The organism is uncultured Thioclava sp., assembly GCF_913064665.1.
In the GTDB taxonomy this organism is placed as follows: domain Bacteria; phylum Pseudomonadota; class Alphaproteobacteria; order Rhodobacterales; family Rhodobacteraceae; genus Thioclava; species Thioclava arctica.
In genome coordinates, this window is record NZ_CAJYBT010000034.1 from 22572 (window position 1) to 40048 (window position 17477).

The window sequence follows — 17477 nt, forward strand, 5'->3', positions numbered from 1 at the left end:
TGTCCCAGCGCCACCGGTAGTTTCCGGCGGCTGCGCAATAAAATTACGCAATACTGTCGCAATGGGCCATTTTCGCTCGTTCGGGGCCTTGTGCCTGCCCCCGTTGAGCGTCAGTTTGCACCCAAGAGATCCGCTTTGGAAGAGAGGAGAGGCTCAACATGCCCGCAGAGCGCCTAAGTGTTGTCGTGACGCGACGCTTGCCCGATAGCGTCGAGACCCGGATGAAGGAATTGTTCGAGGTCGAACTGAGCGCCGAAGACGCGAAAATGAGCCGTGAGCAACTTGTCGATGCGATGAAACGCGCCGATGTGCTGGTACCGTGCGTCACCGATCGGATCGATGCAAGCATGCTGGCGCAAGCTGGCGAGCGGCTGAAACTGATCGCGAATTACGGCGCGGGGGTCGATCATATTGACGTGTCCTCGGCGCGCCAACGTGGGGTTTTGGTCGCCAATACGCCCGGTGTTGTCACCGAAGACACCGCCGATATGACGATGGCGCTGATTCTGGCCGTCACCCGGCGCATCCCCGAAGGGTTGGCGCATATGCAAAGCGGCGATTGGCAGGGCTGGGCGCCCACGGCGTTCATGGGCCACCGGATTGGTGGCAAGCGGCTGGGCATTCTCGGAATGGGGCGGATCGGGCAGGCCGTGGCGCGGCGTGCGCGCGCTTTCGGCATGCAGATCCACTATCACAACCGCAAAAAGCTGCATCCTGATATCGAGGCCGAATTCGAGGCGACCTATTGGGAGAGCCTCGATCAGATGGTGTCGCGGATGGATGTGATCTCGGTGAACTGCCCGCATACGCCCTCGACCTTTCATCTGCTCAACGCGCGCCGCTTGCAAATGATGAAGCCCGAGGCGGTGATCGTGAACACCTCGCGCGGCGAGGTGATCGATGAAAACGCGCTGACGCGGGCCTTGCGCGCGGGCGATCTGGGTGGGGCGGGGCTGGATGTGTTCGAACATGGCGCCGAGATCAATCCCCGTCTGCGCGCACTGAAAAACGTGGTGCTGTTGCCGCATATGGGCTCGGCCACGGTTGAGGGGCGCGTCGAGATGGGCGAGAAAGTTTTGATCAATATCAAGACCTTCGCCGATGGGCATCGCCCGCCGGACTTGGTTGTGCCCGCAATGGTTTAAGGCAGCAAAAGGCCCCGAGATCGCTCTCGGGGCCTTCGCAATCTAACGCGTTACACGCTGTTCAAGTCATCGCGAAAGGCGATTACTCCTCGTATTTCGGCAGCGATTTCAACTGCTCTTCGGTCAGGTCAGTGTGCACCGTAATCGAGGTGTCGTTTTTCAGAACGGTCAACTGGCTGGCCTTGATCTCGACCGGTTTCGCGCCGATCCCGATAAAGCCACCGACATCGATCACAACACCGCTCAACTTGCCATCCGAGGATTTCACAAGCTTCGAGATATCGCCGACCTTGTCGTCATTGGGGCCATAGACGCCTTCGCCATGCAGCGAGTCGGCATCGACCGTTGCGATATCGACAGCCACGCCACTCTTGGCATCGGCCTGACCCGCCATGCCCACCGCAGCGGCGGTCGAATCGACGGCGTTATCAAGCGCCGAACCGGTTTTCGCAGCCGCATCTTTGGTGGCCTCACCCGCTTTATCCGCAGCATTTTTCACGGCTTGCCCGGTGTCAGAGGCCATTTGCTTGGATTTCTCTGCGGCGTTGGTGGCCATTGCCTTGGCATTGTCGCCCGTCTGCTCCATGCCAGCTTTGGCCTTGGATGCAGCCGTCGCGGCCGTGTTTTCCATCGCGGAGGCTTCGGTTTGGCTCGAATCCATCAGCTGTTTGCTCATATTGCCATCAAAGGCAGGCGCATTATCCAACATCGCCTTGTCGCCTTTCACCACGACGAAATATGAGTTTTCCGTGTCGCCATCGGGGACCAGGCTCAGCGAATTCATCGAGATTGCGACGGTCTTCTCGCCCATGCCAAGGAACCCGCCGACATCGACAAGAACGGCATTCACGCTGCCATCCATGCCAAGCACGACATCGCTGACTTCACCGATATCATTCCAGTTCTGATCCGCAGCTTTGATCGGCTTACTCGTGCTCATGTCTTTTTCCGAGACATAAACCCGTTTGCCAATCAGGTCCGAGGCGGTGATCGAATGCGGAATCACCTTAAAGAACATGTCGGAGGTGCTGTTGGCCTGTACGTTGACCTGCGCGGAACCGGTGTTGGCAGTTCCGTTGGTGCTGGTTTGCGCTTGCACGGAAACGGGCAGCGCAAGCATAAGGCCGATTGCGGTGGTTGTGACTAGCTTTTTCATCATCTTCTCCCTTAAGAAGTCTGTCGGGCGGTGGCGCAATTTGGCGCGCCGTTGCCCTTGGATGTGCTCTCAACACGTGGATCGCTGCACAGTTCCTGTGCGAGGATGTGAAATATTTTCTCTTTTTGAGGGAACTTTTTGCGCCCCACGCCCCATCGCGGCGTGACATCCCAAAGCCGGCGCCATCATACGCCCATGTCGTTTTTGTCGCGCGAATGTCGGCTGCAACGGATTGCGCGCGCGGTGAAAAGGGGCATTGTTCGCGTAAGCAACCTGCAGGAGTCACCGCTATGAAAACCCATGTCAAAGCTTTGGTCGTCGGCGGTGGCGCGGTGGGCTGCGGTGTCGCCTATCATCTGGCCAAGGCCGGGTGGGACACGCTTCTGGTCGAGCGTGACGAGCTGACCTCGGGCTCGACATGGCATGCTGCGGGCCTGCTGCCGTTGTTCAACATGAGCTACGCAACGACCCATATCCACAAATACTCGGTCGATTTCTACAAAAGCCTTGAGGCCGAGACGGGGCTGAATGCCGGTTTCGCGGTGGTGGGCAACCTGCGCATGGCGCAAACCGATGCGCGCATGGATGAATACATGCTCTATTCCTCGGTGGCCGAAACCGCCGGGGTTCACCATGAATTCCTGACGCCTGCGCAGATGAAGGATCGTTGGCCGCTCTTGCGCACCGATGACCTCAAAGGCGCGCTGTTTCATCCCCAAGATGGCTATATCAACCCCGCCGATGTGACTCAGGCGATGGCCAAGGGCGCACGCCAGCACGGGGCCGAGATCGCGCGCAAGCTGCAGGTCAACGCTTATCGCTGGACCGGCTCGGAATGGGTCGTGACGCTGGAAAAAATGGTGGAAAAGGGCAACCGTCTGGTGCCCTCGGGCGAAGAGATCGAGATCCACGCCGAGCATGTCGTGACCTGCACGGGCAATCATGCGCAGCGCACCGCGCGGCTGCTGGGCATCAAGATCCCCGCGATTCCGGTCGAGCACCAGTTCATCGTCACCGAACCCGATCCCGCGCTGGTGAAATGGCGTGCCGAGGGCAATCCCGAACACCCGGTTCTGCGCGATGCCGATGCGAAATGGTATGTGCGCGAGGAACGCGGCGGCTGGATTTTGGGGCCATATGAGCGGGGCGCCCCCGCGCGGTTCGAATATGACGTGCCCGAAAGCTTCCGCGCCGACCTGTTCCAGCTTGATCTGGAGCGGATCGAAGAAGAATACATGTCGATGATCCATCGCCTGCCCAGCTCGGAAGAGGTCGGCCTGAAGGACGATTTCAACGGCCCGATCTGCTATACGCCCGATGGCAACCCGCTGGTCGGTCCCGCGCCGGGGCTGCGCAATATGTGGCTGGCCGAGGGGTTTAGTTTCGGCATCACGGCGGCGGGCGGCACGGGCTATTACCTTGCGCAGCTCATGACGCAGGGCGAGGCCGAGATCGACATGGCGAGCCTCGATCCCAAGCGCTACGGCAACTGGATGACCACCGAATATGCCGCGCGCAAGAACGAGGAATGCTACGAGCATGTCTTCATCCTGCATCACCCCGACGAAGAGCGCGAAGCCTGCCGCCCCTTGCGCACAGCGCCCAATTACGACCGCCAGATCGCGGCGGGCGCGCAGATGGGGCAGGTCAATGGTTGGGAGCGCCCGAACTATTACGGCCCGCTCAACGCGCCCGCGCATTTCGATCACGATGCGCGCTCTTTCCGCCGCGGCGCGTGGTGGGCGCATGCCAAATCCGAAGCCGAAGCGATCCGCGAAACCGCCGGGCTGATCGACGCGACGGCCTTTGCCAAGCATCTCGTGCGCGGCCCCGGCGCAACCGCGTTTCTTGACCGCTTCACCTGCAACAAGCTGCCGAAGGTGGGCCGGATCAACCTCACCTACGCGCTGACCAAGGCGGGCACGACGCGCACCGAATATACCATCGTTCGGCTGGGCGAGGATGAATATTACCTGATCTCCGCCGGGGCTTGGGCTGCTTACGATGGCGATTTCCTGCGCCAGTCCATCGAGGATTTTCGCACCGAGGGCGGCGCCTATGTCGAGTGCCACGACATCACTACGCAATGGGGCGTGTTCGCGCTAGCAGGCCCGAATGCGCGCGCCATTCTGGCCGAGACCGTCAAGGATGCGCAGCCCGAAACGGCGCTGTCCAACAAGCGCTTCCCGTGGCTTTCGATGCGCAACATTGAACTTGGCATGTGCCCGGTGCGCGCTGTGCGCGTGGCCTATACGGGCGAACTGGGTTGGGAACTGCACCACCCCATAGAGATGTCGCGCTACCTTTGGGATCTGCTGCTTAAGACAGGCGAAAAGCACGGGCTGAAACTGGTCGGTGCGCGGGCGCAAAACTGGTTGCGTCAGGAAAAATCCTATCGCGCCTTTGGCAATGAGCTGGGCCGCGATGCCACCCCGCAAGAGGCCGGTCTGGATCGCTTCATCGATCTGTCCAAGGACTTCACCGGCAAGCAGGCGATGATTGATACCGGTATCCGCTCCAAATGTGTGACGCTGCTGATTGATGGCCCTGATGACAGCGATCCTTGGGGCAAAGAGGCGCTGTTGCTGAACGGCGAAAAGGTCGGGCGGCTGACCTCGGGGGGCTATTCGGTTGCCTTTGGGCAGCAGATCGGCATGGGCTATGTGCGCCCCGATTTGGCGGAACCGGGGACCAAGCTCAAGGTCAAGATGTTCCTCAAGGAATGGGATGCGGTCGTGACCGAGGACAGCCCCTATGACCCCGCCAACGCGCGCATCCGCATCGACGGGTAGGCGCGGGCTCAGGCCACGCGCTGCCCCTTGACCCAAGTGCCGCGCAGCGCGCCGGGCCGCCATCCACGCACACCCCGCCTGTCACCGGACCGCGTGGTGATCTCGAGCCCCGCGCGCACGTGTCGCCCCACTCCCGCCGCCGGGGCTGACGTGAGGGTGCCTACGCCGAGCTGCATATCGCCACAAAGCTCGCCCCGCAGCAGCGCGCCCGACAGCATCGCCGAGTGCACATAATCGGAGGACACGACATCGAGCAGATCGGCGCGGGCCAGATCCTGAGCTGCCACATTGCCCGAATGCGAGCCACCCCGGATCAGGTTCGGCGCCCCCATCATCACCGCGATGCCGTTGTCGCGACAGGCCTGCGCGGCCTCGAAGGTGGTGGGGAATTCCGCGAAATGCACCCCTTGCGCGCGCGATTGCGCAACCTGCTCGGCGGTGGTGTCGTCATGGCTGGCCAGCACCGCGCCATAGCGCGCCGCCGCCGCAATCGCCGCCTTTAGATGACCTGCGCCAAGGCGGTTTTTCAGCGCGATTTGATCGGCGACATGGGCCTCAAATTCCGAGTCCTTCAAGCCATGTTTGCCGCAGACATATTCGCGCAGCTTGCTCAGGTCGCGAAACTGGCGCTCGCCCGGTGTGTGATCCATCAGGCTGACGATTCCGACGCGATCCTCGGGGCCAAATTTCGCCAGTTCCTCAATCAGGGTTTCGGAACAGGCCTCGGCGCGCAGGTGCAGGAAATGGCTGATGCGCAACGCCTCGCGCGCGCGCAAATCCAGAATCTCAGTGGCTAAGGGGCGGGCATATTCAAGATAATCCGTGCGCGCGCTTTTGCCCGCAATCGAGCCCACCCGCAGCGCGTCAAACACCGTGGTGATCCCGACCGAGGCCAGCTCGGCGTCATGGGCGATGATCGCCGCGCCATGGGGCCAGTTCACCTTTGGGCGCGGCTCGATATGGCGTTCCAGATTGTCGGTGTGCAGCTCGATCAAGCCGGGCATCACCAGATCGCCGCCGCAATCCATCGCACCGTTGGGCACGCCCGCGCCGGCGTCGATTTGTGCAATCTCACCATCGCGGATCAGCAGTGAACCGATGATCACCTCATCTGGCAGAACAAGCGTGGCATTGGCGAGGATCGTGTCGGTCATCTCGGGCTCCGATGGACGGGGTTGCGTTTGATGGGGGCGTGGGGGAGTGTCATATGCGTGCACCACAAAGCTGGCAGAACAGGCTCATGACGGAATTTCAACGATTTGCAATCTATCATGCGCCCCGCGATCCGGGGCTGGCCAAGGCGGGTGCGCAATGGCTGGGCTGGGACGCGGTGAATGGTATCGCAAGCCCTCATCCCACGCTCGACGCGCTGCCCCGCCCCTTGGCCGAGCTGACCGAGACGCCGCGCAAATACGGCTTTCACGCCACGATCAAGGCCCCCTTCGCGCTGGCGGCAGGGGTTACGCGCGATGATCTGGCAGCCGCGCTTGCGGGCTTGGCGCAGGATGTGGCCCCGGTCGATTTGGCCGGGCTGGAGGTTGCCGCGTTGGGCAATTTCCTCGCGCTGCGCCCCGTCGGCGATGTCACCGCTTTGCAGGCCATGGCCGCGCGCGTCGTTGAAGGGCTTGAGGGGCTGCGCGCACCGCTGACGCCTGCGCAAATCGCTAAGCGCGATCCGGACGGCCTGAGCGCGCGGCAACGCGATCTGCTGACGCGCTTTGGCTATCCTTATGTTTTTGAACAGTATCAGATGCACATGACGCTGAGCGGCGCGCTGGGTGAGGCGGATCGCGCCACCCTGCTGCCCATCGCGCAGGCCTATTTCACGCCGCATCTGACGCGCCCCTATCCGATGGACGATCTCTGCCTGTTTGGCGAGGCGCGCGACGGTCGGTTCCACCTGATCCATCGCTACGCCCTCACCGCTTGAAGGGCGGCTTGAAAGCGGCGCAAACCGGTCTCTTGGCTGCCATCATTGCAGACTTGGTGCAGCGGCAGACCGTCGGGGAGCGCGGCGACGCGCCTTGTGATGCGTGCCGCAATCTGCGCCGTGCTTTCGCGTCCGCGCGCCGCCAGCCGTTCGGTGCGCAGCGCATCGGGGGCGGTGATTTCGATCACATGCAACGCGGGATATTGCGCCCAAGCCTCGGCCAATGCGGCGCGTGAGCCGTTGAAAATCACCATCTGCCCGTGATGCAGCGGGGCGAGTTCCGCGTGTGAAATCCCATAGCGCAGGCCATGGGCGTGCCACTGCAATGCGAACGCATCAGCCGCAAGACGCGCGTCAAATTCGGCTTCGCTTAACGGCTCAAACGGCTCACTGCCCGAGGCCGGACGCGTGATCGCGCGGCGCGCCCAATGCAAGGCGGGGTCGTGCTGCATGGCCGCACGGATCAGCGTATCCTTGCCCACGCCCGACGCCCCGACCACCGCCACCAAGCGCCCCGTTTTGCCCCCTTGCGTCATGGCGCAACGCCCGCAGGCATCGGCGTAAAGGCGGTGACATCGACCTCGCGATCACAGATTTGCGCCCGCGCGGCCTCGTCGTGGAAAATCCCGACGATCGCGGCCCCGCGCGCCTTGGCGGCTGCGATCAAATCCAGCACCACCGCGCGGTTCGCCCCATCCAGCGAGGCCGTCGGCTCATCAAGCAACAGCGCGGGGTAGGGGTGGGCAAAGCCGCGCGCAATATTCACCCGCTGCTGTTCACCGCCCGAAAACGTGGTGGGGGAAAGCTGCCAAAGGCGCTGCGGGATATTGAGCCGCTCCAGCAGGTCCATTGCGCGCGCCTCGGCTTGCGCCTCGGGCGTGCCAAGCGCCAAAAGCGGCTCGGCCACGACACGCAAGGTGGGCACGCGCGGCACCACGCGCAGGAACTGGCTGACATAGCCCAAGGTGTCGCGGCGCAGCGCGATGATCTCGCGTGCAGAGGCCTGCGCCACATTCAGATCCCCCACCCGGATCACGCCAGAGGCGGCCAGATAATTGCCCCAGATCATCCGCATCAGCGTGGATTTTCCGGCCCCCGAAGCGCCCGTCAGCGCCACGCATTCCCCCGGAGCGACGCGCAGATGCGCCCCCGTCATGACCGGAATCACCGCGCTGCCTTGGTTGTGCAAAGTGAAGGATTTACAGAGGTTTTTGATCTCGATCATCGGATTTACACCTGCAACACAGAGGACACGAGAAGCTGCGTATAGGGCGCTTGCGGATCGTCCAGAACCTGATCGGTCAGCCCCTGTTCGATCACATGCCCGCCCTGCATCACCATTAACCGATCCGCCAGCAGCCGCGCTACGGCCAGATCATGCGTTACCAAAATCACCGACAGTCCCATGTCGCGCACCAACCCGCGTAGCAGGTCCAGCAGCCGCGCCTGAACGCTGACATCCAGGCCCCCGGTCGGCTCATCCATGAACACCAGCTTGGGCGCAGTCACCAGATTGCGCGCGATCTGTAGGCGTTGCTGCATCCCGCCCGAGAACTGGCGCGGGCGGTCGTCAATGCGCGTGGCGTCAATTTCGACCCGTCCCAGCCAGTCCGTCGCGGCCTCGCGGATCGCGCCGTAATTGCGCGCGCCCACTGCCATCAGCCGCTCGCCCACATTGCCGCCCGCAGACACGCCCATGCGCAATCCGTCGCGCGGGTTTTGATGCACAAAGGCCCAGTCGGTGCGCGCAAGCGTGCGGCGCTGCGGCTCACCCATCTCCAGCGTGTCGTGCCCTTGATACAGCACGCGCCCCGTATCGGGGGCCAGTTGCCCGGCCAGACAGCTCAGCAATGTCGACTTGCCCGACCCGCTTTCGCCCACGATCCCCAGCACCTCGCCGGGCCACAGATCAAAGCTGACATCGACACAGCCGATGCGCGCGCCGTAGCGTTTGCTCAGGTCTTCGACGACCAAAAGCGGGGTGTCGCGCAGATCCTTCATGCCGTTTCCTCCGGCGAGAGCCGCCCGCGATGGCCCGCGTCGCGCCGCGTTTCGCAGAAATCCGTGTCCGAGCAGACAAACATCCGCCCGCCCTGATCGTCGGTGATCACCTCGTCGAGATAGCTCGTGGCACAGCCACACAGATCGCAATCGTGATCGGCCTTGGACGGGGTGAAGGGGTGGTCCTCAAAATCAAGGCTGACCACGTCGCAATAGGGCGGCAGCGCGTAGATGCGCTGTTCGCGTCCGGCGCCAAACAGCTGGATCGCGGGGCAATTGCCCAGCTTGGGGTTGTCGAATTTCGGGATGGGCGAGGGGTCCATCACATAGCGCCCCTCAACGCGCACCGGATAGGCATAGGCGGTCGAAATCTCGCCATGGCGCGCGATATCCTCGTAAAGTTTCACATGCATCAGCCCGTATTCCTCCAGCGCATGCATCTTGCGGGTCTCGCTTTCGCGCGGCTCAAGAAAGCGCAGCGGTTCCGGGATCGGCACCTGATAGACAAGGATTTGCCCTGCGCGCAGTGGCTCTTCTGGAATGCGGTGGCGGGTCTGAATGACGCTGGCCTGCGCGGTCTGCGTGGTGGTCGCCACCCCCGCCGTGCGTTCAAAAAACGTGCGGATCGAGACTGCGTTGGTCGTGTCATCCGCACCCTGATCAATCACCTTGAGCGTATCTTCAGGCGTCAGGCAGGCGGCGGTCACCTGCACGCCGCCGGTGCCCCAGCCATAGGGCATCGGCATCTCGCGGCTGGCGAAAGGCACCTGATAGCCCGGCACCGCCAACCCCTTGAGAATCGCGCGCCGGATCATGCGTTTCGTGGCCTCGTCGAGATAGGCGAAATTATAGGCCTGATCGCTCATTGCGCGGCCTCCTGCTGGGGGGCTTTGGCGTCGCGGCGCAGGCGGCGGATCAGTTCGAGTTCCGATTGGAAATCGACGTAATGGGGCAGCTTGATATGCTCAAGAAAGCCCGTCGCCTGAATGTTGTCACAGTGATAGAGCACAAATTCAGCGTCCTGCGCAGGCGCTCCGGTGTCGTCCTCACCCAGCTCCTGCCAACGCAAAGCGCGGTCCACGAGGCTCATTGAGATCGCCTTGCGCTCGTTTTGCCCAAACACCAGCCCGTAACCACGGGTGAATTGCGGTGGCTCGGTTTTCGATCCGGTGAACTGGTTCACGGTCTCACATTCGCTCAGTTCGACCTCGCCAATCTCGACGCTGAATCCCAGTTCGGGGATATCCATTTCCACCGCGCAACGGCCAATGCGCAATTCCCCCACAAAGGCATGGGTGCGCCCATAGCCGCGCTGCGTCGAATAGGCCATCGACAGCACGAACCCCTCATCGCCGCGCGTCAGTGCCTGCAAGCGCAAGGCGCGCTCTGCGGGCATTTCCAACGGCTCGCGGGTCAGATCGGGGGGCGTTGCGTCACTGTGCTCCAGCGGTTCCATCAGCTCATCGCGATCCAGCAGCGCAAGGATATGGGGCGCGGGGTTGGCATCGGCGGGTTTGCATGCTGCCGTGGGCACGGGCGCACCCTCGGCCGCCAGTTTGAAATCGAGCAGACGGTGGGTGTAGTCGAACGTTGGCCCCAAGATCTGCCCGCCGGGAATATCCTTGAACGTGGCGGAAACCCGGCGCGTGATCGCCATATCCTCGGTCGCGATGGGCAGGCTTGCGCCGAACCGGGGCAGGGTGGTGCGATAGGCACGGATCAGGAAAATCGCCTCGATCAGATCGCCGCGCGCCTGCTTGATCGCCAGCGCCGCAAGGTCGGGATCAAACAGCGAGCCCTCCGCCATCACCCGGTTCACTGCCAGGGCCATCTGCTCGCGAATTTGGGCCAGGGACAGCTCGGGCACGGCCGGATCGCCCCGGCGTTCCTCGGCCAGCCAGGCATGCGCCGCCTCAATCGCGCGCTCGCCACCTTTGGTTGCGACATACATCTATAGCGCCTCCACCTTGGTTGAGCGCGGCAGGCCGAACACCTGCGCCCCGCTGCACAGCAGAAAATCCAGCCCCAGCGGAAACTGTGCGTGGTTTTGCTGGATCGCGGGAATCGCGGGCAGGTCCGCCTCTTGCACCGAGGCAATCCCCGGCCCGCTCAGGCGCGCATTGGCCGCGCCAAACGCTGCCATCTCGACAATCAGCGTGGCCGAGCGATCGGGATAGTCCGGCGTGCCAATCGCGAAACGCTCGATCGGGCCAAGCGCCGCCCAAGTGCCAAGTGCGAAATCGGCCTGCTCGGCATCCACCAGCTGCGCGCCGCAATGAAACGCGACCCAGGCGCGGATGGCGGGCGTGTCATGCGAAGGGGCAAGATGCAGCGTCACGGCCTGATCGACCAGCGTCAACAAAACGGCCCCCGCAGCGGGCGAGAGCGGGGCAGGTGGGGCCGCGCCGCGGATGGCCTGCACCTGGCCCGGACGCGCCATTGCCTCAAGACAGGCGCGAAACGCCTGTGCCGCCTGTTGCGGGGCCTGCGTAAAACCGCCTGACAGTTCGGATTGCATCAATCTTCCCCCCGCACCATCGTGAAAAATTCGACCTTTGTGGCGGCGGCTTTCTCGGCGCGTTTCTGGCGGCGAGCGATCTCTTCAAGGCGCAGTGTTTCCAGCACCTTAGACGCTTCAGCATCGCCATGTTCCATCCGCGCATCCAGCAACGCCGCGCGCAGCGCATGATCTTTGTCGCGCCCCTGCACATAGGCGTGCCCCACTGTGCCATCCTCTAGCGTCAGCGTGCAGCGCGTCACCGTCATCTCGCCCAGATTGAACGGCGCGCCGCTGGCCCCCGTGCGCCCGCGCACCATCACCGCACCCGTCTCGGGCGCGCGCAGGACGTTATGCTTGGGCATCTCTGGCATAATCTGCGCCAGCCGCGCCGGGTTTGCGCGCGCCAAAAGACCCATGCGATTGCGTCGCGCATCTTGCTGTGGAGTGAGTTTGGACATCTTGCCGATTTGTCTAGGTTTCTATACAACTAGACAAATATCACGCGATTCTCCTCCAAAGGGCAAGTGAAACTTCGATGACACAACGCAGTCCGATTTGGCGTCAGATTTCAGACACTTTGCGCGGCGAGATTGCGCAGGGTCTGTATCCGGCGGCGTCCAAGCTGCCGACCGAGGCGCAGCTTTCGGCGCGTTTCGGGGTCAATCGCCACACCGTGCGCCACGCGCTTGGCGCGCTGGCCGAAGAAGGGCTGGTGGTCTCGCGGCGCGGCGCGGGGGTGTTCGTGGCCACAGCCCCGCAAGCCGAGTATCCGATTGGGCGGCGGGTGCGGTTTCAGCAAAATATCATCGCTTCCGGGCGCACCCCCTCGCGCGAGATCAGCCGGATCGAGACCCGCCCCGCGCGCGCTGACGAGGCCGAGGCGCTGGCGCTGGCACCCGGTTCGATGGTGCATGTTTATGAGGGAATTTCCTTGGGCGACGGCCTACCCTTGGCGCAGTTTCGTTCGGTGTTCCCCGCCGCGCGCTTTCCCGATCTGGCGCAGGCGCTAGGCCGTCTCACATCGGTCACAGCGGCGCTGCGCGAGCAGGGTCTGGGGGATTACATCCGCGCCTCGACCCGCGTCACGGCATGTTTGGCAACGGGCACGCGCGCGGGGCAGATGAAGCTGCCCGAAGGCGCGCCGCTGTTGCGCACCGAAGCGGTGAATGTCGATCCAGACGGTGTGCCGGTGGAGTTCGGCATCAGCTGGTTTGCCGGGGATCGCGTCGCGCTCTCCATGACCCCCGAACAAGGGGGCGCGGATTAATCGCGCGGAGCGCTGGCGCGGCGCAGCCGGTCGTTGATTGCGCGGCCCAGCCCGTGATTGGGGATCGGGGCGATGGCGATGCAGGTCGCGCCGCGTGCTTGGGCCAAATCATCAGCGGCACGCAGGCTGGCAAACAGATTGGCGGCGGCTTCAACCATATCGCCGCTTGGCGACAGCGTCAGATCGGCCTGCTCACTTGGGCCAAAACCGATGTAAACCTCACCCGCCTGCGCCGCGTCCGCGTTCATGCGCACCTGCGCGCCCGGCGCATAATGCGACACCAACTGTCCCGGCGCATTCGGCTTGGCCGCGTCGCCCCCGCTGGCAATCGGCTGCGCCAAAGCGGCCTCGAGCGCCTCGGCGGGCAAGCCTCCGGGGCGCAACAGGCGCGGCGGATCAAGCGACAGGATCGTCGATTCGACCCCGACTTCGCAAGCGCCGCCATCGATCACCGCCGCGATCTTGCCGCCAAGCCCATCCAGCACATGGCGCGCCGTGGTCGGGCTGATCTTGCCCGAGGGGTTGGCCGAAGGCGCGGCAAGCGGGCCGCCAAATGCGCTCAGCAATCCGCGCGCCACGGGATGGGCGGGCAGGCGGATCGCCACGCTGTCATTGCCGGCTGTGACCAGATCGCTGATCCCGCAGCCCATGCGCAGCGGCAGAACCAGCGTCAGCGGTCCGGGCCAAAACGCCTGCGCCAGCGCGCGCGCCGTATCGGAAAATACCGCGATCTGTTCAGCCATCGTCAGATCGGCGACATGCACGATCAGCGGGTTGAACTGAGGCCGCCCCTTGGCCGCAAAGATCGCTGCCACCGCGTGATCATTGCGCGCATCGCCCGCCAGCCCGTAGACCGTCTCGGTCGGCATCGCCACCAGTTCACCGGCCGCCAGCAGCTTGGCCGCCTCGGCATAGCCCGCAGCATCGGGCGTCAGGATTTGGGTTTCATGGCTCATGGCGAAATCGTGACGCAGCGTTGAGGTTGAAGGGATGCGGGGCTCGGGTAGGGTGGTAGCAACGCTGACAGGACATAGACGCGGGCGGGGCCTTTGCCAAGCCGCCCCTCGGAGGAGACCCATGACCTACCGCTCACCCGTTGCCGATATCCGCTTCATTCTGGACCACGTCGTGCCGATCGCGCCGGTGTCTGACACCGAGCTGTTCGCCGAGGCCACGCCCGACATGATCGAGGCGATCCTGACTGAGGCCGGGCGGTTGTGTGACGAGGTGATCGCGCCGACCAATCGCTCGGGCGACCTGCACCCCGCCAAGCTGGAAAACGGCGTCGTGCGGGCCTCGCCCGGTTTCAAAGAGGCGCTGGGCGCGCTGGCCGAGGGGGGGTGGGTCGGCATCGCCGCACGCCCCGATCACGGCGGAATGGGCCTGCCGCAAACGCTGAACGTGGGCTTCAACGACATGCTGTCGGGGGCGAACCTGTCACTGCAACTCTGTCCGCTGCTCACGCAGGGCCAGATCGAGGCGCTGGAACATCACGCAAGCGATGCGATCAAGGATCTGTATCTGCCCAAGCTGATTTCGGGGGAATGGTCAGGCACGATGAACCTGACCGAGCCAAGCGCGGGTTCCGATGTCGGCGCGCTGCGCACCAAGGCAGAACCCAATGGCGATGGCACTTACGCGATCACCGGACAGAAGATTTTCATCACCTGGGGCGACTCGGATGTGTTTGAAAACACCTGCCATCTGGTGCTGGCGCGTCTGCCCGATGCCGCACCCGGCACCAAGGGCATCAGCCTTTTCATGGTGCCGAAATACATTCCCGACGATAACGGCAAGCCCGGCGTCGCCAACTCCCTCAAGGTGATTTCGCTAGAACATAAGCTGGGCCTTCACGCCTCGCCCACTTGCGTCATGAGCTATGAGGGCGCGACCGGTTGGCTGGTTGGCGCGGAAAACAAGGGCATGGCGGCGATGTTCACGATGATGAACAACGCCCGTCTGAACGTGGGGGCGCAAGGTATCGGCGTGGCCGAGGCCGCCTATCAGCAGGCGCTTTCCTATGCCAAGGACCGTGTGCAATTCGCGCCGATCATTGAACACGCCGATGTGCGCCGGATGCTGGCCGAGATGAAGGCCGAGATTTTCGCCGCCCGCTCGATCGCGCTGGCCTGCGCGGTGGCGCTTGATATGGGGCGGGCCACGGGCAAGGACGGCTGGGAGGCCCGCGCAGCCTTGCTGACCCCGATTGCCAAGGCTTACGGCACCGATGTGGGCATTCGCGTGGCCGATCGCGGCATTCAGGTGCATGGCGGTATGGGGTTCATCGAGGAAACCGGCGCGGCACAATATGCCCGCGACGTGCGTGTCAGCGCGATTTACGAGGGCACCAACGGCATTCAGGCGATGGATCTGGTGGGGCGCAAGATGATGGATGACGGCGCTGCCGCCTGCCGTCTGCTGCAAGAGGTCGAGGACGAGGCGCAATCCGCGCGCGGCGATTTCCCGGTGCTGGCCGAGGATGTCTGGCAAGCCGCCGAGGCGCTGCGCGAACATACCGAATGGATGCTCAAGCAGGGTATGCAAGACCGCTTTGCGGGGGCGGTGCCCTATCTCGATGCTTTCGCGCGCGTGCTGGGGGGCTATTACCACCTGCGCGCCGCGATGGCCGAGGGGCGCAATTCGGCGCGCGGGCATCTGGCCGCCGTCTATATCCGCCGCTTGATGCCGCTTTACGCCGCAGGTCTGCTGGAGGCGCGTGAAGGGGCTGAGGGGCTCTATGCGCTCTCGGTCGAAGATCTCGGGGCATGAGGGGCGAAAGCGCCGGCATCCGCTATCCTTGGCCCGAGCCCCCCGCGCCCGGTGAGGGGATCGAGGTCGCGCCGGGCGTGATCTGGCTGCGCTTGCCGCTGCCGATGGCGCTGGATCACGTCAACTGCTTTGCGCTGGATGATGGTGATGGCTGGACGCTGGTCGATCCGGGTATCGACACGCGCAAATGTCGCGCCACGCTGCAAGCCGCGCTCGATGGGGTGCTGGCGGGCAAGCCGGTGACGCGCGTGCTGGTCACGCATTACCACCCCGACCACATTGGCCTTGCAGGCTGGCTGCAGGCGCAGGGGGCCGAGTTGGTGACCACGCGCACTTCGTGGTTGTTTGCGCGCATGTTGGTGCTGGACCCGCAAGATCGCCCCGCCGCCGAGACGCTGGACTATTATCGCCGCGCCGGAATGGACCCCGACATCTTTGATCTGCGCGCCAATGAGCGCCCGTTCAACTTTGCCGATTGCGTGCATCCGCTGCCGCTGGGCTTTACGCGGATTGTCGAGGGGGATTGCATCACCATCGGCGGGCGCGATTGGGACGTGTATATGGGCGATGGTCACGCGCCCGAACATGCCACGCTATTTTCGCGTGACGATGATCTGGTGCTGGGGGGCGATCAATTGCTGCCCTCGATTTCTGCGAATCTGGGGGTCTACGCCACCGAACCCGAGGCAGACCCGCTCACCGATTGGCTCTCCTCTTGCGCGCGATTCTCTGAGATCGCCGAAGATCGCCACCTCGTGTTACCCGGCCACAAGCTGCCCTTCACCGGCCTGCCGCTGCGCCTGATCCAGATGGTGGAAAACCACGAAGGCGGGCTGGCGCGGCTGCGCAAACACCTGACGACCCCACGCGTCGCGGGCGAGTGTTTCGCGCCGCTCTTCAAGCGCAAAATCGACGCTGGTAGCTATGGTCTCGCACTGGTCGAGGCGATGGCCCATCTCAACTACCTTTGGCATCGCGGCGAGATCACCCGCACCCTGCGAGACGATGGCGCATGGGAATGGGCGCTGGCCGATCAAGGGGCGTGACAGCGCGCGCAGGCTCGGCTAGGTTTTGCATCGGGAGATCAGCACAAAAGGGAGATGTGCAATGGCCGAATATAAGCCGGGCGAAATGGATATCCGTGTCCAAGAGAGAACATTCGCCGGATTTACGCGCTTCGTTACCGTTGCCGTAATTGTTATTATTGCGTTTCTGGTGTTTCTCGCTCTGGTGAACGGCTGAGGCGCGTCTGCGCGCTCAGCCAATAAGGAAATCACCAGAAAGGGAGATCGGGCTGATGATGCGCCTGCTTCTCGTCTGCCTGATGCTGCCGCTGTTTCTGGCGGGCTGTGGTGCGGACAATATCTACGCCTCCGATGCGGATGTGGCACGCTATCGCTACGTCTCGGATGAGCCGCCTTCGCTGACGCTGTTCACTGTGATCAGCACGCGAACCGGCGCGGGCGGCCATTCGGCTTTGATGATCAACGGGCGTGAGCGGATCATCTTTGATCCTGCAGGCACGTGGAATCACCCATGGGCACCCGAACGCAACGACGTGCATTTCGGCATCACCGAAAAGATGCGCAGATTCTACATCGACTATCACAGCCGCGAAACTTGGTATGTGCGTTCGCAAAAAGTCCCGATCACGATGGCGCAGGCCGATCAGCTGATGGCGCGGGTCGAGCGCAACGGATCGGTCAATAAGATGATGTGCGCCGATTCGGTCTCAAGCGCGCTGCGCGACATGCCTTGGCTGCGTGGCGAGATCCCCTTTACCTTCTCGCCGCTCAAGCTGTCCAAGGCGTTCGACAGACTGCCGGGGGAGATCAGCAAAGATCATTATGACGATGATCCCGATGATAATTCCGGCGTGCTGATGATTCAGCAAGAAAAGCCACAAACCGTCGTTCC

Annotated in this window: 18 protein-coding genes; 8 read left to right on the forward strand and 10 right to left on the reverse strand. The window is 63.2% G+C overall.

Features of this window, described 5'->3' with window-relative positions:
- The first annotated feature begins 158 nt into the window (after nt 1–158).
- Entirely contained in the window at nt 159–1145 is a 987-nt protein-coding gene (locus QZ571_RS13735) for a D-glycerate dehydrogenase (protein ID WP_295535922.1), read from the forward strand.
- An 82-nt stretch (nt 1146–1227) separates the two neighbouring features.
- Here the strand turns inward: QZ571_RS13735 and QZ571_RS13740 are convergent, their stop codons facing one another.
- Nucleotides 1228–2301, reverse strand: a complete 1074-nt coding sequence (locus tag QZ571_RS13740) for a PRC-barrel domain-containing protein (RefSeq protein WP_295535925.1) — start codon at nt 2299–2301, stop codon at nt 1228–1230.
- Nucleotides 2302–2591: 290 nt separating this feature from the next.
- On the opposite strand from QZ571_RS13740, the gene QZ571_RS13745 reads away from it, so the two are divergent.
- Nucleotides 2592–5093: an FAD-dependent oxidoreductase gene (locus QZ571_RS13745; protein WP_295535928.1), complete on the forward strand. Its 2502-nt coding sequence runs from the start codon at nt 2592–2594 to the stop codon at nt 5091–5093.
- Nucleotides 5094–5101: 8 nt separating this feature from the next.
- Here QZ571_RS13745 and QZ571_RS13750 read toward each other — a convergent pair whose 3' ends face one another.
- Nucleotides 5102–6247, reverse strand: a complete 1146-nt coding sequence (locus QZ571_RS13750) for an alpha-D-ribose 1-methylphosphonate 5-triphosphate diphosphatase (RefSeq protein ID WP_295535932.1) — start codon at nt 6245–6247, stop codon at nt 5102–5104.
- Between the two features lie 86 nt (nt 6248–6333).
- On the opposite strand from QZ571_RS13750, the gene QZ571_RS13755 reads away from it, so the two are divergent.
- On the forward strand, nt 6334–7023 hold the full coding sequence (locus tag QZ571_RS13755) for a DUF1045 domain-containing protein (protein WP_295535934.1): 690 nt from the start codon (nt 6334–6336) through the stop codon (nt 7021–7023).
- Here QZ571_RS13755 and phnN read toward each other — a convergent pair.
- Genes phnN through phnG form a run of 7 tightly spaced genes read right to left on the reverse strand, consistent with a single transcriptional unit; the run spans nt 7005 to nt 11982 of the window.
- Nucleotides 7005–7559, reverse strand: coding sequence for a phosphonate metabolism protein/1,5-bisphosphokinase (PRPP-forming) PhnN (phnN, locus tag QZ571_RS13760; RefSeq protein ID WP_295535936.1), 555 nt, complete (start codon nt 7557–7559; stop codon nt 7005–7007). The genes QZ571_RS13755 and phnN overlap by 19 nt on opposite strands.
- Complete coding sequence (phnL, locus tag QZ571_RS13765; protein ID WP_295535939.1) at nt 7556–8248, reverse strand: phosphonate C-P lyase system protein PhnL; 693 nt, start codon at nt 8246–8248, stop codon at nt 7556–7558. The genes phnN and phnL overlap by 4 nt, the downstream gene beginning before the upstream one ends.
- Nucleotides 8249–8253: 5 nt before the next feature.
- Complete coding sequence (gene phnK, locus QZ571_RS13770; RefSeq protein WP_295535941.1) at nt 8254–9024, reverse strand: phosphonate C-P lyase system protein PhnK; 771 nt, start codon at nt 9022–9024, stop codon at nt 8254–8256.
- Nucleotides 9021–9890: an alpha-D-ribose 1-methylphosphonate 5-phosphate C-P-lyase PhnJ gene (locus QZ571_RS13775; RefSeq protein WP_295535944.1), complete on the reverse strand. Its 870-nt coding sequence runs from the start codon at nt 9888–9890 to the stop codon at nt 9021–9023. Before QZ571_RS13775 ends, phnK begins: the two co-directional genes overlap by 4 nt.
- Complete coding sequence (locus tag QZ571_RS13780) at nt 9887–10975, reverse strand: carbon-phosphorus lyase complex subunit PhnI (protein WP_295535947.1); 1089 nt, start codon at nt 10973–10975, stop codon at nt 9887–9889. Before QZ571_RS13780 ends, QZ571_RS13775 begins: the two co-directional genes overlap by 4 nt.
- Entirely contained in the window at nt 10976–11542 is a 567-nt protein-coding gene (gene phnH / locus QZ571_RS13785; RefSeq protein ID WP_295535951.1) for a phosphonate C-P lyase system protein PhnH, read from the reverse strand.
- A complete protein-coding gene (gene phnG / locus QZ571_RS13790; protein WP_295535954.1) occupies nt 11542–11982 on the reverse strand; it encodes a phosphonate C-P lyase system protein PhnG in 441 nt (146 codons plus the stop codon). The genes phnH and phnG overlap by 1 nt, the downstream gene beginning before the upstream one ends.
- A gap of 77 nt (nt 11983–12059) precedes the next feature.
- Here phnG and phnF point away from each other — a divergent pair, with 77 nt between their 5' ends.
- Entirely contained in the window at nt 12060–12791 is a 732-nt protein-coding gene (gene phnF, locus QZ571_RS13795) for a phosphonate metabolism transcriptional regulator PhnF (protein WP_295535960.1), read from the forward strand.
- On the opposite strand, the gene QZ571_RS13800 is transcribed toward phnF, so the two are convergent.
- On the reverse strand, nt 12788–13747 hold the full coding sequence (locus QZ571_RS13800; protein WP_295535965.1) for an L-threonylcarbamoyladenylate synthase: 960 nt from the start codon (nt 13745–13747) through the stop codon (nt 12788–12790). The two genes, phnF and QZ571_RS13800, sit on opposite strands and share 4 nt — an antisense overlap.
- Before the next feature lie 121 nt (nt 13748–13868).
- On the opposite strand from QZ571_RS13800, the gene QZ571_RS13805 reads away from it, so the two are divergent.
- The 4 genes from QZ571_RS13805 to QZ571_RS13820 form a co-directional block, all read left to right on the forward strand.
- Nucleotides 13869–15560, forward strand: coding sequence for an acyl-CoA dehydrogenase (locus QZ571_RS13805; RefSeq protein WP_295535968.1), 1692 nt, complete (start codon nt 13869–13871; stop codon nt 15558–15560).
- Nucleotides 15557–16606: an MBL fold metallo-hydrolase gene (locus QZ571_RS13810; protein ID WP_295535971.1), complete on the forward strand. Its 1050-nt coding sequence runs from the start codon at nt 15557–15559 to the stop codon at nt 16604–16606. Before QZ571_RS13805 ends, QZ571_RS13810 begins: the two co-directional genes overlap by 4 nt.
- 61 nt (nt 16607–16667) lie before the next feature.
- A complete protein-coding gene (locus QZ571_RS13815; protein WP_295535974.1) occupies nt 16668–16802 on the forward strand; it encodes an aa3-type cytochrome c oxidase subunit IV in 135 nt (44 codons plus the stop codon).
- Nucleotides 16803–16857: 55 nt separating this feature from the next.
- On the forward strand, nt 16858–17477 hold a 620-nt coding region (locus QZ571_RS13820), incomplete at its 3' end, for a hypothetical protein (RefSeq protein WP_295535977.1).